We start from the raw sequence: 16,121 nt of genomic DNA on the forward strand, positions 1-16,121 counted from the left end.
TACGGCACGCTGATTGAGGGAAGGGGTGCCATGTCTGCGGACGTGGTGCCCTTTTCTTGGGCGCAGCGCCACCGCGGGTAAGTCACGCTAATTGCGATTCATTCTCATGGCCGCACCCGCTTGCTTCGCAGGTGCGGCGCGCTTAGGTAGCGCGGGTGTGCGGGGCGTGTGTCGCGTCCCGGTGACGGAGTGTTTCAGAAACCATGGCGAACGTCGCCGCAGGCTATTTGCCGATTCTGATGTTCCTGGGCGTCGCGGTGGTTCTTTCGACCGCCTTTGTCGTGCTGCCCATGATCGTCTCGCGCCTCACCGGCTCGTCCAATCCTACGCCGGAGAAGCTGGCCGAGTATGAATGCGGTTTCCCCGCATTCGAGGATAGCCGCGCGCAGTTCGACGTCCGTTTTTATCTGATCGCGATCCTGTTCATCGTGTTCGATCTTGAGGCGGCATTCCTGTACCCGTGGGCGGTGGCGCTGGGTGGCATCGGCTTTGCCGGCTGGGCGGCGATGATGGTCTTCCTGGTCGAACTCGCCATTGGTTTTGCTTACGCCTGGAAGAAGGGGGCCCTGGAATGGGAGTGACGCTTCCCGCCGGTCTGGATCCGTTCAAGCCCGAAGGGCAGGCGCCGGATCAGGCTTTCTTCAACGACCTGAATGCGCAGGTGCAGGACAAGGGTTTCCTGGTCACTTCGGCCGAGGATCTGTTCCAGTGGGCGCGGACGGGATCGCTGTGGTGGATGACCTTCGGGCTCGCCTGCTGCGCGGTGGAGATGATCCACGTCAACATGCCGCGTTACGACCTGGAGCGGTTCGGGGTCGCGCCGCGCGCGTCACCGCGCCAGTCGGACGTGATGATCGTGGCGGGTACGCTCTGCAACAAGATGGCGCCGGCTCTGCGTCGGGTATACGATCAGATGTCGAACCCGAAATACGTCATCTCGATGGGGTCGTGCGCCAATGGCGGCGGCTATTACCATTACAGCTATTCCGTGGTTCGGGGTTGTGACCGCATCGTGCCGGTGGACATCTATGTCCCGGGCTGCCCTCCCACGGCGGAGGCGCTGCTTTACGGCGTGATGCAGCTCCAGCGTAAGATCCGCCGCGTGGGGACGATCGAACGCTGATGCCTTCTTTCCCGAAACATAGCTCCAACGAGGGCGTGATCGATCAGGTGCGGGCCGCGCTGGGCGACATGCTGGTCGATGCGAGCGAAGCCAACCATGAAATCCGCCTAGACGTGCGCCGTGAGGCGCTGGTCGAGGCGCTGGTCGCGCTGCGCGATGCGCTGGAATATCAGCAGCTGATGGAGATTGCAGGCGTTGACTATCCGGATCGGCCTGAACGGTTCGAGGTGGTCTATTGCCTGCTGTCGGTCACGCGCAATCATCGGCTGCGGGTCCACGTTGCCACGGACGAGGTGGCGCCGGTCCCGTCGGTGACTTCGATCTGGCCGGTCGCCGGCTGGTTGGAGCGTGAGGTGTTCGACATGTTCGGGGTGTTGTTCGACGGCAATCCCGACCTGCGCCGCATCCTGACCGATTATGGCTTTTCGGGCCATCCGCTGCGCAAGGACTTTCCCTATACCGGCTATGTCGAGGTGCGTTATTCCGAGGAGGAGAAGCGCGTCGTGTATGAGCCGGTGAGCCTGGCCCAGGACGTGCGGATGTTCGACTTCCTCAGCCCGTGGGAAGGTGCGGAATATGTGCTGCCGGGCGACGAGAAGGCCAAGATGGCTGAGGCGCCCGGCGCGCCGACGCCGGCCAAGGCCGATGAGGTGAAGAAGTGAGCCGTCGTACCGTCACCATTGGGGTGGCTGACTCCGATGCGGATTCGCGCACGATCGAGCCGTCGGGCACCACCGTGCCGGCCTCGCAGGGCGTGACCGATGCGCCCGCGTCCGATGACGTGGCGATCGGCAATTACACCATCAATTTCGGCCCGCAGCATCCGGCCGCCCACGGCGTGCTCCGCTTGGTGCTGGAGCTGGACGGCGAGATCATCGAGCGGGTCGATCCCCATGTCGGCCTGCTGCACCGTGGCACGGAAAAGCTTTGCGAATGGCGTCCGTATCTGCAGACGGTGCCTTATTTCGACCGACTGGATTATTGCTCGCCGCTCTGCATGGAGCATAGCTACGTGCTGGCGATCGAGAAGCTGCTGGCTGTCGAGGTGCCGCTGCGCGCGCAATATCTGCGCGTCTTCTTCGCGGAGCTGACCCGCATCTCGAACCACATGCTGAACCTCGGTTCGCACATCATGGACGTGGGTGCGATGACGCCCAATCTGTGGCTGTTCGAGATCCGCGAAGATTGCATGAACTTCTTCGAGCGTGCATCCGGCGCGCGGATGCACTCCAATTACTTCCGCGTTGGAGGCGTCAACCGCGACGTGCCGCTGAAGCTGCTCACCGACATCGGTGACTGGCTGGACGAGCGGATGCCCCGCCTGTTCGAGGATGCGATCAGCCTGGTGGCCGACAATCGCATCTTCAAGCAGCGCAACGTCGACATCGGCATCATGTCCAAGGAGGATTCGCTCAAGTGGGGCTTTTCCGGTCCGATGATACGCGGCGCGGGTATTCCGTGGGACCTGCGCAAGTCGCAGCCCTATGAGGTCTATGACCGCATGGAATTCAACGTGCCCGTGGGCACCCGCGGCGACTGCTACGATCGCTTCATGGTGCGGGTGGAAGAGGTCCGCCAGTCGATGCGGATCATGAAGCAGTGCATTGCCGAGATGCCGGAGGGGCCCGTGATGGCCGCCGACCGCAAGGTTTCTCCGCCGAAGCGCGGCGAGATGAAGCAGTCGATGGAAGCGCTGATCCATCACTTCAAGCTCTTTACCGAAGGCTTCCATGTGCCCGCCGGCGATGTCTACGTCGCGACGGAAAGTCCCAAGGGCGAGTTCGGCGTCTATCTGGTCGCCGACGGCACGAACCGGCCGTACCGGGTGAAGATCCGCCCAACCGGCTTCAGTCACCTCCAGGCGATGGACACGATGATGAAGGGCCATATGCTGGCCGACGTCACCGCCGTCCTGTCCGCCATTGATATCGTGTTTGGCGAGGTTGATCGCTGATGGCTGACGCAGCCCATATTCCAGACGAAGTCGAAACCCGCGCGCGCTGGGGCAATTTCGCCTGGACGGCGGAGAATGCCGACAAGGCGCGGGAGGTCTTCGCGCGCTATCCCAAGGGGCGCGAGCATTCGGCGGTGATGCCGCTGCTCGATCTGGCGCAGCGCCAGGTCGGCACGGAAACCAACACCCAGGGCTGGCTGCCCGTGCCGGTGATCGAATATGTCGCCAAGCAGTGCGGCATGCCGTACATCCGCGCGCTGGAGGTGGTCAGCTTCTACACCATGTACAACATGGCGCCGGTCGGCCGGCACCATGTGCAGGTGTGCGGGACCACCCCCTGCATGCTTCGCGGTTCGGACGACGTGCTGGACGCCTGCTACAAGAAGGGGCTGAAGAAGGGGCAGACCACGGCCGATGGTCTGTTCACCCTGACCGAGGTCGAGTGCCTCGGCGCCTGCGTGAACGCCCCGATGGTGCAGATCAACGACGACAATTACGAGGATCTGACGTTCGAGAGCATGACCGCGATCCTGGACGCTTTGGCGCGCGGCGAGCAGCCCAAGCCCGGTCCGCAGGTCGACCGCTTCCTGGCGTCGCCCGTGGGTGGGCCGACGGTGCTGAAGGAGTTCACCTCCTGATGCCGGCGATGCTTGCGATCCTGCTCGGCATCGTGGTTGCGGTGCTGATGCTCAAGGTGCTGGTCGCCGCCGCGGCGCTGGCGCTGGGCCTCGTCGTAGCGGTGGCCCTTTACTTTGGTGCGGAGAAACTGGTGGGGAAGGGCCGATGATCAGCCCGATCGAGGACAAGGACCGGATCTTCACCAACATCTACGGCTTCCAGGATTGGGGAGTCGAAGGTGCGCTGAAGCGCGGGGACTGGGACAATACCAAGGATCTGATGGGCCGTGGCCAGGATCAGATCATTGAGGACATCAAGGCGTCCGGCCTGCGCGGGCGTGGCGGCGCGGGCTTTCCGACCGGCATGAAGTGGAGCTTCATGCCCAAGGAAAGCAAGCCGGGCCGGCCGAGCTTCCTGCTGATCAACGCCGACGAATCCGAGCCCGGATCGTGCAAGGATCGCGAGATCCTGCGCCATGATCCGCACAAGCTGCTGGAAGGCGCGCTGATCGCCGGGTTCGCCATGCGGGCCCGTGCCGCCTACATCTACATCCGGGGCGAGTTCATCCGCGAGGCGGAGAATCTGTTCGCGGCGGTGGCGCAGGCCTATGACAAGGGCTTCCTCGGCAAGAATGCGGCGGGGTCGGGCTACGACTTCGACGTGTTCGTGCATCGTGGCGCCGGTGCTTATATCTGCGGCGAGGAAACTGCCCAGATCGAGAGCATCGAGGGCAAGAAAGGCCAGCCGCGCCTGAAGCCGCCTTTCCCGGCGGGCGTGGGCCTGTTCGGCTGCCCGACGACGGTGAACAACGTCGAATCGATCGCGGTGGTGCCGACGATCCTGCGGCGCGGTCCCTCCTGGTTCGCCGGCATCGGCCGCGACAAGAATCAGGGCACCAAGCTGTTCCAGATCAGCGGTCACGTGAACACGCCGACCGTGGTCGAGGAAGCGATGGGCATCAGCTTCCGCGAGCTGATCGAGAAGCATGCCGGCGGCATTCGCGGTGGTTGGGACAATCTGCTCGCCGTGATCCCGGGCGGCTCGTCGGTGCCATTGGTGCCGGCCGCGCAGATCATGGACGCGCCCATGGACTTCGACGGTCTGCGCGAACTCGGCTCAGGCCTCGGCACAGCGGCCGTGATCGTCATGGACAAGTCGACCGACATCGTCCGCGCGATCAGCCGGATCAGCTATTTCTACAAGCATGAGAGCTGCGGCCAGTGCACGCCGTGCCGCGAAGGCACCGGCTGGATGTGGCGCGTGATGGAGCGGCTGCGCAGCGGCGAGGCCGAACTGCACGAGATCGACATGCTGCACGAAGTGACCAAGCAGGTCGAGGGCCACACCATCTGCGCATTGGGCGACGCGGCCGCGTGGCCGATCCAGGGCCTGATCCGCCACTTCCGTCCCGAGATCGAGCGCCGCATCACCGAGCGTCGGGCCGAGCCCTTCGCGGTGGCGGCGGAGTAACTGATATGCCGAAACTAACCGTCGACGGGATCGAGGTCGAAGTCCCCGCGGGCGCGACAGTGCTCCAGGCCTGCGAAGCCGCGGGCAAGGAAGTCCCGCGCTTCTGCTACCATGAGCGGCTGTCGATCGCCGGGAATTGCCGCATGTGCCTGGTCGAGGTGAAGCCCGGACCGCCCAAGCCGCAGGCGTCGTGCGCGCTGCCGGCCGCCGACGGCCAGGAGATCCGCACCGACAGCCAGATGGTCAAGAAGGCGCGGGAGGGGGTGATGGAGTTCCTTCTCATCAACCACCCGCTCGATTGCCCGATCTGCGACCAGGGCGGCGAATGCGACCTGCAGGATCAGTCGATCGCTTATGGTCGGGGGCATTCGCGCTTCCACGAGAACAAGCGAGCGGTCACCGAGAAATATATGGGTCCGATCGTCAAGACGATCATGACCCGCTGTATCCAGTGCACCCGCTGCGTGCGCTTTGCCGAGGAAGTGGCGGGCGTGGAGGAAATCGGCGCGCTGTATCGCGGCGAGAATATGCAGATCACCTCCTACCTGGAGCAGGCGGTGACGTCCGAGCTGTCGGGCAACGTGGTCGATCTCTGCCCGGTAGGGGCGCTCACCTCCAAGCCCTACGCCTTCGAGGCGCGGCCCTGGGAGCTGAAGAAGACCTTCACCATCGACGTGATGGATGCGGTTGGCACCAACATCCGCCTCGACAGCCGTGGCCGTCAGGTGCTGCGCGCGCTGCCGCGGGTGAATGAGGACGTGAACGAGGAGTGGGCGTCGGACAAGACGCGCCACGTGGTCGATGGTTTGGTCCGTCGTCGCCTTGACCGTCCTTATGTCCGCAAGGGTGGCAAGTTGCAGCCGGCGACGTGGGGCGAGGCGTTCGACGCGATCGAGGCGGTGAATGCCGGCGCCAGCGTCGCGGCAGTCGCCGGTCCGCTGGTCGATTGCGAGACGATGTATGCGGCCAAGGCGCTGCTGCGGTCGATGGGTTCGGACCTGCTGGAAGGGCGCGACAACGGCCTGACCTATGATGCATCGAACCTGGCGGCGGTCAACTTCAACTCGACCATTGCCGGTATCGAGCAGGCGGATGCGATCCTGCTGGTGGGTGCAAACGTCCGTTGGGAAGCGCCGCTCGTCAATACGCGGATCCGCAAGGCTGTGAAGCGCGGTGCCAAGGTGTGGGCGATCGGGCCAGAGGTCGACCTGACCTACCCGGTCACCTGGCTTGGCAACGACCTGTCCTTGCTCGGCAACCTGCCGGCGGAGCTGACTGACCGCTTCGGCGCGGCGCAGCGTCCAGCAGTGATCGTCGGCGGTGGCGCTTTGAAGGTGGCCCAGGGGGCCACGCTCGGTTTGGTCGACAGCCTTGGTCTGATCAAGGACGGCTGGAACGGCTACAACGTGCTGCACATCTCGGCGGCACGCATGGGCGGGCTGATGCTCGGCTATGCGCAGAAGAATGGCATGGCGGACGTGGCGCAGGCCGCACCCAAGCTTGTCTTCCTGCTGGGAGCCGAGGATGTCGCGCAGGAAACTCTGTCCGGCAGCTTCATGGTCTATGTCGGCCACCATGGCGACAATGGCGCGGCCATGGCGGACGTGATCCTGCCGGCCGCGTCCTATGCCGAGAAGTCGGGCACCTATGTGAACCTGGAGGGCCGGGTGCAGCGTGGCGATCGCGCCGTGTTCGCGCCGGGCGACGCCCGCGAGGATTGGGCGATCTTTCGTGCCTTGTCTGAGGTGCTGGGGCATAAGCTGCCGTTCGACAGCCTCGACCAGCTGCGCGCCATGATGCAGGCGGACGTGCCGGCACTGGGCCGCATCAGCGAGATCGCTTCCTTCGACTGGTCGGTGCCGCAGCTCGATCGCGCCGCCAGCGGTGAGATCGGCTACCCCATCCAGGACTTTTACCTGACCAACGCCATTGCGCGTGCGAGCGATACGATGCAGCGCTGCTCCGCCGAGCTGCTGCATGGCGCATCTTACGCGGAGGCCGCCGAATGACGAACTGGTTTACCGGCTTCCTGCCATATGAAGGGGCGTGGTTTCTCGCCACTTTGATCGACATCCTGGCGATCGCCTTGCCGCTGATGCTGGCGGTGGCGATGATCATCTATGCCGATCGCAAGATCTGGGCGGCGATGGCGTTGCGGCGTGGACCGAACGTAGTCGGGCCGTTCGGCCTGCTGCAATCGTTCGCGGATGGCCTGAAGGTCTTCTTGCAGGAGACGATCATCCCGTCGGCTGCCAATCGCGGCCTGTTCCTGATCGCGCCGATCATCACCTTCACGGTCGCGCTGGCGGCCTGGGCCGTGATTCCGTTCGGGCCACGCGCGGTGCTGGCGGACATCAATGTCGGCTTGCTCTACCTGCTCGCGATCAGCTCCTTGGGCGTTTACGGCGTGATCCTGTCGGGGTGGGCGTCCAACTCCAAATATCCTTTCTATTCGGCAATCCGTGCCGCCGCGCAGATGGTCAGCTACGAAGTGTCGATCGGCTTCGTGCTGATCTCGGTGGTGCTGTGGACCGGCAGCTTCAATCTCAACGACATCGTTGACGGGCAGCGCGGGCATATCCTAGGCTTCATCAATTTCTACGGCCTCAATCCATTGCTCTTTCCGATGGCGGTGGTGTTCCTGATCTCGTCCATGGCCGAGACGCAGCGCGCACCGTTCGACCTGACGGAGGCGGAAAGCGAGATCGTCGCCGGCTACCAGACCGAATATTCGTCCATGAGCTTTGCGCTCTTCTGGTTGGGCGAATATGGCAATGTGCTGCTGATGTCGGCGCTGAACGCCACCTTGTTCTGGGGCGGGTGGCTGCCGCCGCTCGACTGGGCGCCGCTTTATGCGGTTCCGGGCATCATCTGGCTGTTCGCCAAGATCCTGTTCGGCTTCTTCGTCTTCTCCTGGGTGAAGGCGACGGTGCCCCGTTATCGCTACGACCAGCTGATGCGGCTGGGGTGGAAGATCTTTCTTCCGCTGTCGCTCTTCTGGGTGTTCCTCGTGTCCGGGTATCTGATGATCACCCGTTACGGAGTTTGAGGCCGTGGATCTCGGCTATTACGTCAAGTCGTTCACGCTGTGGGAGTTCGTCAAGGCGCACGCCAAGACCTTGTCCTACTTCTTCAAGCCCAAGGCGACGATCAACTATCCGTTCGAAAAGAACCCGCTGTCGCCCCGCTTCCGCGGCGAACATGCCCTGCGCCGCTATCCCAACGGGGAAGAGCGTTGCATCGCGTGCAAGCTGTGCGAGGCGGTGTGCCCGGCGCAGGCGATCACGATCGAGGCCGAACCGCGTGATGACGGCAGCCGCCGCACCACGCGCTACGACATCGACATGACGAAGTGCATCTATTGCGGCTTCTGTCAGGAAGCCTGCCCGGTCGACGCGATCGTCGAGGGACCGAATTTCGAATTTTCGACCGAAACACGGGAGGAGCTCATCTACGACAAGGCAAAACTGCTTGCGAACGGCGACCGTTGGGAGCCGATCCTCGCACAGAACCTTGCCGCCGATGCGCCCTACCGTTAAGCCGCGCCGCAACTCGCCAGGGGCATTCCGACAGCCGTGATCCAGGTTCTCGCCTTTTATCTGTTTGCGATCGTGACGGTGCTCGCGGGCGTGTTGTGCGTGACCGCGCGCAACCCGGTCCATAGCGTGCTCTGGCTCATCCTCGCTTTCTTCAACTCCGCCGGGCTGATGGTGCTGGTCGGTGCCGAATTCATCGCGATGCTGCTCGTCATCGTCTATGTCGGCGCCGTCGCGGTCCTGTTCCTGTTCGTCGTCATGATGCTGGACATCGACTTCGCGCAATTACGCTCGGGGACGATCAAGTATCTGCCGGCGGGCATTGCCCTGGTAGCCCTGCTGGCGATCGAGATCATCGTTGCGACGGGAGCGTGGAGCGTCGGTGGCGTGGAGCTTAACCGCACCGCGCCGACGCCGGACACGGTACCGAATATCCAGGCGCTCGGCATCCTGATCTATACGCGCTACCTTTATATTTTCGAGGCGGCCGGACTGGTGCTGCTGGTGGCGTTGATCGGCGCGATCGTGCTGACCCACCGCAAGCGCGGCGGCGTCCGTACCCAGCGTGTCGCTGACCAGAATCGCCGCCGGCCGCAGGATGCGATCCGCAATACGCAACCGACAGTCGGGCAGGGGGTCGAGCTGTGATCGGACTGACACATTACCTCACCGTCTCGGCCATCCTGTTCGTGACGGGCGTGTTCGGGATCTTCCTGAACCGCAAGAACCTGATCATCATCCTGATGGCGATCGAACTGATCCTGCTCAGCGTGAACATCAACCTGGTGGCCTTTTCGGCCTATCTCCACGATCTCGTGGGCCAGGTGTTCGCGATGTTCGTGCTGACCGTGGCGGCTGGCGAGGCCGCGATCGGACTTGCCATTCTCGTGATCTATTTCCGTGGCCGGGGCACGATCTCGGTCGAAGACGTCAACCGGATGAAGGGCTGACATCGAGTGATTACCGCCCTCGTCTTTCTGCCGCTCCTTGCAGCGGCCATCGCCGGCCTTGGCAATCGCGCCATCGGCAACACGGCTGCCAAGCTGGTCACGACAGGCTGCCTGTTCGTGTCCTGCGCCTTGGCGTGGCCGATCTTCATCGGCTTCCTCAGCGGCACGGAGATCGCCCGCGTGGTGCAGGTGCTGGCCTTCATCAACTCCGGCAATCTGCAGGTCGACTGGGCATTGCGCGTCGATGCGCTGACGGCGGTGATGCTGGTTGTGGTGACCAGCGTCTCCAGCCTCGTCCACCTGTATAGCTGGGGCTATATGGCCGAGGATCCGTCGCAGCCGCGCTTCTTCGCCTATCTGTCGCTCTTCACCTTCGCCATGCTGATGCTGGTAACGGCGGACAGCCTGATCCAGATGTTCTTCGGCTGGGAGGGCGTGGGTCTCGCCTCCTACCTGCTGATCGGCTTCTGGTACGAAAAGCCTTCGGCGCAGAAGGCGGCGATCAAGGCGTTCGTGGTCAACCGCGTCGGCGACTTCGGCTTCAGCCTGGGCATTTTCGGCACTTTCCTGGTGTTCGGGACGGTATCGATCCCGGCGATCCTGGCGGCGGCGCCGTCCATGGCCGGGTCGACGATCGGCTTCCTCGGCGCGCGGGTCGATACGATGACCTTGCTTTGCCTGCTGCTGTTCGTCGGCGCGATGGGCAAGTCGGCGCAATTGGGCCTACACACTTGGCTCCCCGACGCGATGGAGGGCCCGACGCCTGTGTCGGCGCTGATCCACGCCGCGACGATGGTGACCGCGGGCGTGTTCATGGTGTGCCGCCTGTCACCGATGTTCGAGACCAGCCACACCGCGCTTACGGTTGTGACTTACGTCGGTGCAGCCACCGCCTTGTTCGCGGCTACGGTCGGCACGACTCAGACCGACATCAAGCGCGTGATCGCCTATTCGACCTGTTCGCAGCTGGGCTACATGTTCTTCGCGGCGGGGGTGGGCGCCTACGGCGCGGCGATGTTCCACCTGTTCACGCACGCCTTCTTCAAGGCTTTGCTGTTCCTCGGCGCAGGCTCGGTAATCCATGCCATGCATCATGAGCAGGACATGCGCTTCTACGGCGGGCTCAGGAAGCATATCCCGATCACCTTCTGGGCAATGATGGCGGGTACGTTGGCCATTACCGGCGTGGGCGTGATCCAGGTTGCGGTCATTCCCAGCTTCGGCTTTGCGGGCTTCTTCTCCAAGGATGCGATCATCGAGGCTAGCTATGCCAGCGGCACGACCGCGGGCGGGGTGGCCTATGCGGTGGGCGTGATCGCCGCACTGCTCACCAGCTTCTATTCGTGGCGGCTCATATTCCTGACCTTCTTTGGCAAGCCTCGTTGGGCAGCGTCCGAGCATATCCAGCACGCGGTGCATGATGCGCATGGCCACGGTCACGATCATGCCCACGGGCACGATCATGATCACGCGCACGCCATCGCGCATGACGTGGCGCATGTCGGAGATCACCGGGTCGAGGATCCGGCGGGCGAGAAGAGCGAGGAACATCATCATCACGCACCGGTGGAAGGCACGGCCGGCTACCATCCGCACGAGGCCCCGTGGCCCATGCTGGTGCCCCTCGCGGTGCTGACGGTCGGCGCGATCTTCGCCGGCATGGGCTTCCACCACTTCTTCATCGATCCGGAACATGCCGGCGGGTTCTGGCAGGGGAGCCTGGCATTCAACGAGCATCTGATGCACGCGATGCACGGGGTGCCGCTGTGGGTGAAGCTTTCGGCGACGGCCGTGATGATCACGGGCTTCCTGATCGCGCTCTGGGCTTACGTGCTGGATACCAGCATCCCGGCGAAGTTCACTGCCACGTTCCGAGGGCTGTATGCCTTCCTGCTGAACAAGTGGTATTTCGACGAGCTCTACGACCTGCTGTTTGTGCGTCCCTCCTTCGCGCTCGGCCGTTTCCTGTGGAAGCGCGGCGACCAGAAGACGATCGACCGCTTCGGACCGAACGGCGCAGCCTGGGTTGTGCAGCTCGGCAATGTCGCCAGCCGCCGGCTTCAGTCCGGCTACGTCTACACCTATGCGCTGGTGATGCTGCTCGGGCTCGCCGCCGCCGCCACTTGGGCGATCGCGATCTGACATGAACCAGCTTGGCTTTCCCATTCTCTCGCTGCTGATCGCGCTGCCCATGCTGGCCGCGATCATGTGCCTGTTCGCGGACGCAAAGGCCGCACGGTGGATCGCGCTCGCCGCGACGCTGGCCGATTTCGCGCTCGGCATCCTTCTTTGGTCGACCTATCAGGTCGGTGGCCCGCAGTGGCAGTTCGTCGAGAGCGTTCCGCTGTTCGGCCGCTTCTCCTGGGCGCTGGGGATCGACGGCATCGCTCTGATGTTGATCGTGCTTAGCGTGTTCCTGATGCCGATCTGCATCCTCGCCAGCTGGGACGCGATCCAGAAGCGCGTGCCGGAATATATGGCGGCGTTCCTGCTGATGGAAACGCTGATGATCGGCGTGTTCGCGGCACAGGACTTGTTCCTGTTCTACATCATGTTCGAAGCCGGCCTGATTCCGATGTACCTGATTATCGGGATCTGGGGCGGGGCCGACCGGATCTATGCGTCCTACAAGTTCTTCCTCTACACATTGCTCGGATCGGTGCTTATGCTGATCGCGATGCTGTGGATGGCGAACTTCGCCGGAACGACCAGCATCCCCGTGCTGATGCAGACGAACTTCCCGCCGCAGGCGCAGACCTGGCTGTTCCTGGCCTTCTTCGCATCGTTCGCGGTGAAGATGCCGATGTGGCCGGTCCACACCTGGTTGCCGGACGCGCACGTGCAGGCGCCGACGGCAGGGTCGGTGATTTTGGCTGGCGTGCTGCTGAAGATGGGCGGCTATGGCTTCATCCGCTTCTCGCTGCCGATGTTCCCGGAAGCTTCGGCCCAGCTCTTCTGGCTGGTCGCGGGCCTGTCGAGCGTCGCGATCGTCTACACCAGCCTGGTCGCGCTGGTGCAGGAGGACATGAAGAAGCTGATCGCCTATTCGTCGGTCGCACACATGGCATTCGTCACCTTCGGCCTGTTCGCCTTCAACCGGCAGGGCCTGGAGGGCGCTATGCTGGTGATGTTGAGCCATGGTCTGGTCTCCGGCGCATTGTTCCTGTGCGTCGGCGTGGTCTATGACCGGCTGCACACGCGTGAGATCGGGCGCTACGGCGGCGTCGCCAACAACATGCCGCGTTATGCCGTGCTGTTCCTGCTGTTCACCATGGCGTCGGTCGGTCTGCCGGGCACGTCGGGCTTCGTCGGCGAGTTCCTGAGCATGATGGGCATCTACGGCGCGTCGACTTGGGCCGCGTTCATGGCGACGACCGGCATCATTCTGGGCGCGGCTTATATGTTGTACCTGTATCGCCGCGTCGCACAGGGTCTGCTGGACAAGGCCGACGTTGCGGCGATGCCCGATCTCTCCGCGCGCGAGTTGGTGCTGCTGGTGCCGCTGGCGGCGGTGGTGATGTGGATGGGCGTCTATCCGGAGAGTTTCATGGCGCCGATGCGCAAGGATGTGGGTGTGGTGCTGGCGCGGGTCGACCGCTCCTGGCCCGGCGGAGATTCGAAGTTGGTGCGTTCGGCTAACCCGGCGACTGCCGTCGCCGCGGCACATGAGGGGGCGCACTGATGGGCTCGTCCCTTGCTTTGGTACTGCCTGAGCTGATTCTGTCGGTCGGTGCGATGCTGCTGCTGCTGCTGGCCGGCTGGAAGGGCGATGAAAGCGCCCGGTTCGGGAATTGGGCAGCTGTCGGCCTGTTCCTAATGGCCGGACTGAGCCTGCTTGGGCCAGCCGGTAATGGCGGCCAGGCATTTGGCGGCCTGTATGTCGCCGATTCCTTCGCGGCCTTCGCCAAGGTGCTGATCTACATCTCGGCGGCGGTGTCGTTGATCTTGGCGCGCGGCTATTTCGCGCGGATGGGCGGGATGCGGGCCGAATATCCGGTGCTGGTGCTGCTGTCGGCTGCCGGCATGGGCATGATGGTGTCGACCACCGACCTGCTGACCCTCTATGTCGGGCTCGAACTGCAGAGCCTCGCCGCCTATGTGCTCGCCAGCTTCATGCGGCGGGACCAGCGGTCGGCCGAAGCGGGCCTGAAATATTTCATCCTCGGTGCGCTCGCCAGCGGCATCCTGCTCTACGGCGTGGCGTTGCTGTACGGCTTCACCGGTACGACCATGTTCGACGGGATTGCCGGCGCGGTGGCGGCGAACGGGTTGTCGACGGGGCTGCTGTTCGGACTGGTCTTCACGTTGGCCGGCCTGTTCTTCAAGGCGTCGATCGTGCCGTTCCACATGTGGACGCCGGACGTTTATGAAGGCGCGCCGACCCCGGTCACGGCCTTTTTCGCCTCCGCGCCGAAGGTTGCGGCAATGGCGCTGCTGGTCCGCGTCGCGGTCGAGGCGCTCGGTCCGGCGACCGATGCGTGGCGGCAGGTGATGATCTTTTCCGCGCTGGCCTCCACCGTCCTGGGCGGTGTCGCGGCGATCAGTCAGACCAACATCAAGCGGCTTCTGGCATATTCGTCGATCAACAATGTCGGCTTCGCGCTGATGGGGCTGGTGCCGGGTACGCAGGCCGGCGTGTCGGCGGTGCTGACCTACATGACGGTCTATATCGTGATGACGCTGGGATCGTTCCTGTGCGTGCTGCAGATGCGTGACGCGGACGGCGAACCGGTCGAGACGATTGCGGCCTTGTCCGGCCTGTCGCGGACGCGGCCCGGCCTGGCGGCGGCAATGGCGATGTTCATGTTCAGCCTTGCCGGCATCCCGCCGCTGTTCGGGTTCTGGCCAAAGTTCGTGGTGTTCGATGCCTTGGTGCAGATCAACATGTGGCCGCTGGCCGCGATCGGTATCGCGACGTCGGTGATCGGCGCCTATTATTACCTGAAGATCGTGAAGACGATGTACTTCGATGATCCCGCCCCAATGTTCGCGCCGGCCGAGAGCCGGGTCGAAGGCGGGTTGATCGCACTGGCGGCGGTGGCGGTGTCGCCACTCGGCTACTTGGCGATCCCGGCCCTGGGTGCGGCGACGATGGCGGCGGCGAAGGCGTTGTTCTGACGTCCTATCCCATGTTCGGGGACGGCGCTCCCAGAAAACTGACAAGAAGGGGGGCGCAGCTTGGCGGTTGCGTCCCTTTTTATGTGCGCTGTCGGTCCGACGCGGTGGTGCTGAAGGCATGAAAGTCCTGATCCGTACGGTGGCAGAAACCGGATCCACCAATGCCGATCTGCTGGCCGAGGCGGCTGCCGGAGCGGCCGAGGGAACTTGGTTGCGGGCGGAGCGGCAGACGCTGGGGCGTGGTCGAGCGGGGCGGATCTGGAACTCTCCGCCGGGCAATCTCTACGCGAGCACCATCGTCCGTTTGCGCGCGGGCGAACCACCGGCGCCTTCGCTTGCATTGGTGGCGGGCGTCGCGCTGGACGACGTGGCGTCGGCTTATGCAGGATGTATGGCGATCAGTCTCAAGTGGCCGAACGATCTTATGACAGGCTCGGCCAAGATCGCGGGAATCCTGCTGGAACGGGCGGGCGAGGCGGTGGTGATCGGCATGGGGGTCAACCTTGCCGAGGCCCCTGCCGGACTGGATCGGCCAACGGCGAGCATCCACTCACTGTGCGGCAGTGCGCCCGATGCCCATGCCTTTCTGCTCGACTTGGCGGCGGCGTTCAAACGATGGCTCGGTCGTTGGCGCGCGGAAGGGCTGGCCCCCGTCCGCAGTCAGTGGCTGGCCCGCGCCCACCCGCTAGGCACCGCCGTCAGTGTCGGCGGGCGGGAGGGGCTGTTCGAAGGGTTGGACCAGGACGGCGCGCTGTTGATCCGCTATGCGGATGGATCGGGTGAGACGGTCCGTGCTGGGGATGTTTTCCTTTTGTAGAAATGAACGAGATCGGTTGATCGTCAGAGTGAGGTCGGCGGATTACCCTGCCGTCACTTGCATGTGCTGCCGTCATCGCTGGGGACGCGGTGAAGCGGGCGAAGAAGCCGAAGCTGTTGTTCATCGAACGATATGTTGCAGTAGAGCACCGGGCGACGATGGACCTTGGTAATGGTCCGGGAGTGGTCCCGGCGGTCACGGCGTCAGCGTGCTGGCGGTGGTGGCGTGACCTGGAAGAAGCAGACCCTGTTCCTGCATGAGCCGGAGCCGGGGCGGTATTTCCGAACCGGCCTGGCGCAGGAAGATGACGCGCAATCCAAGTTCATGCGCATTGTCTGGCGCGTATGGTCCCGCATGCGATCCAGACGTCCGACCTGTTGTTTGCACCCCAAATCTCTGGCTCAGCCAGCTTGCCGGCGCTTTGCACCGGAAGGCTGTGATCCCGCGTTGCGTATACGGGGGTTGCAGGGAAGATTTTAGGTGAGGTCACCGGATAATGAGGCTCGGGGGGTGGGCGCCATCGCTGGTTCGCTCG

The 16,121-nt window shown here is 63.7% G+C and carries 16 protein-coding genes; all 16 read left to right on the plus strand.

Annotated elements, in window-relative coordinates; genetic code table 11:
- The first annotated feature begins 203 nt into the window (after positions 1–203).
- The 16 genes from ndhC (at position 204) to Q0D93_RS04440 (ending at position 15,586) form a co-directional block, all read left to right on the plus strand.
- Positions 204–581 carry an NADH-quinone oxidoreductase subunit A gene (gene ndhC, locus Q0D93_RS04365; RefSeq protein WP_294391730.1) on the plus strand — a complete coding sequence of 126 codons (378 nt, stop codon included), beginning with the start codon at positions 204–206 and terminating at the stop codon, positions 579–581.
- Positions 572–1,123, plus strand: coding sequence for an NADH-quinone oxidoreductase subunit B (locus Q0D93_RS04370; RefSeq protein WP_294391731.1), 552 nt, complete (start codon positions 572–574; stop codon positions 1,121–1,123). Before ndhC ends, Q0D93_RS04370 begins: the two co-directional genes overlap by 10 nt.
- The gene (locus Q0D93_RS04375) at positions 1,123–1,785 is read left to right on the plus strand and encodes an NADH-quinone oxidoreductase subunit C (RefSeq protein WP_294391732.1); all 663 of its coding nucleotides are present in this window, start codon (positions 1,123–1,125) and stop codon (positions 1,783–1,785) included. Before Q0D93_RS04370 ends, Q0D93_RS04375 begins: the two co-directional genes overlap by 1 nt.
- 74 nt (positions 1,786–1,859) lie before the next feature.
- A complete protein-coding gene (locus Q0D93_RS04380; protein ID WP_294391881.1) occupies positions 1,860–3,077 on the plus strand; it encodes an NADH-quinone oxidoreductase subunit D in 1,218 nt (405 codons plus the stop codon).
- On the plus strand, positions 3,077–3,715 hold the full coding sequence (nuoE, locus tag Q0D93_RS04385; protein WP_294391733.1) for an NADH-quinone oxidoreductase subunit NuoE: 639 nt from the start codon (positions 3,077–3,079) through the stop codon (positions 3,713–3,715). Before Q0D93_RS04380 ends, nuoE begins: the two co-directional genes overlap by 1 nt.
- Complete coding sequence (locus tag Q0D93_RS04390) at positions 3,715–3,864, plus strand: hypothetical protein (protein WP_294391734.1); 150 nt, start codon at positions 3,715–3,717, stop codon at positions 3,862–3,864. The genes nuoE and Q0D93_RS04390 overlap by 1 nt, the downstream gene beginning before the upstream one ends.
- Positions 3,861–5,165, plus strand: coding sequence for an NADH-quinone oxidoreductase subunit NuoF (nuoF, locus tag Q0D93_RS04395; RefSeq protein WP_294391735.1), 1,305 nt, complete (start codon positions 3,861–3,863; stop codon positions 5,163–5,165). Before Q0D93_RS04390 ends, nuoF begins: the two co-directional genes overlap by 4 nt.
- Before the next feature lie 5 nt (positions 5,166–5,170).
- Complete coding sequence (gene nuoG, locus Q0D93_RS04400; RefSeq protein ID WP_294391736.1) at positions 5,171–7,174, plus strand: NADH-quinone oxidoreductase subunit NuoG; 2,004 nt, start codon at positions 5,171–5,173, stop codon at positions 7,172–7,174.
- Complete coding sequence (nuoH, locus tag Q0D93_RS04405) at positions 7,171–8,214, plus strand: NADH-quinone oxidoreductase subunit NuoH (RefSeq protein WP_294391737.1); 1,044 nt, start codon at positions 7,171–7,173, stop codon at positions 8,212–8,214. Before nuoG ends, nuoH begins: the two co-directional genes overlap by 4 nt.
- Before the next feature lie 4 nt (positions 8,215–8,218).
- Positions 8,219–8,704 (plus strand): NADH-quinone oxidoreductase subunit NuoI, encoded by a 486-nt coding sequence (nuoI, locus tag Q0D93_RS04410; protein WP_294391738.1) that lies wholly within the window; start codon positions 8,219–8,221, stop codon positions 8,702–8,704.
- 36 nt (positions 8,705–8,740) lie between these two features.
- Positions 8,741–9,349, plus strand: a complete 609-nt coding sequence (locus Q0D93_RS04415; RefSeq protein ID WP_294391739.1) for an NADH-quinone oxidoreductase subunit J — start codon at positions 8,741–8,743, stop codon at positions 9,347–9,349.
- The gene (gene nuoK, locus Q0D93_RS04420) at positions 9,346–9,651 is read left to right on the plus strand and encodes an NADH-quinone oxidoreductase subunit NuoK (RefSeq protein ID WP_294391740.1); all 306 of its coding nucleotides are present in this window, start codon (positions 9,346–9,348) and stop codon (positions 9,649–9,651) included. Before Q0D93_RS04415 ends, nuoK begins: the two co-directional genes overlap by 4 nt.
- A gap of 6 nt (positions 9,652–9,657) precedes the next feature.
- Positions 9,658–11,793 (plus strand): NADH-quinone oxidoreductase subunit L, encoded by a 2,136-nt coding sequence (gene nuoL / locus Q0D93_RS04425; RefSeq protein ID WP_294391741.1) that lies wholly within the window; start codon positions 9,658–9,660, stop codon positions 11,791–11,793.
- A gap of 1 nt (position 11,794) precedes the next feature.
- Positions 11,795–13,333 (plus strand): NADH-quinone oxidoreductase subunit M, encoded by a 1,539-nt coding sequence (locus Q0D93_RS04430; protein WP_294391742.1) that lies wholly within the window; start codon positions 11,795–11,797, stop codon positions 13,331–13,333.
- Positions 13,333–14,769: an NADH-quinone oxidoreductase subunit NuoN gene (gene nuoN, locus Q0D93_RS04435; protein ID WP_294391743.1), complete on the plus strand. Its 1,437-nt coding sequence runs from the start codon at positions 13,333–13,335 to the stop codon at positions 14,767–14,769. Before Q0D93_RS04430 ends, nuoN begins: the two co-directional genes overlap by 1 nt.
- Positions 14,770–14,887: 118 nt before the next feature.
- Positions 14,888–15,586 (plus strand): biotin--[acetyl-CoA-carboxylase] ligase, encoded by a 699-nt coding sequence (locus tag Q0D93_RS04440; protein ID WP_294391744.1) that lies wholly within the window; start codon positions 14,888–14,890, stop codon positions 15,584–15,586.
- Positions 15,587–16,121: the final 535 nt, after the last annotated feature.

This window comes from uncultured Sphingomonas sp., assembly GCF_934560975.1.
GTDB lineage: Bacteria > Pseudomonadota > Alphaproteobacteria > Sphingomonadales > Sphingomonadaceae > Sphingomonas_I.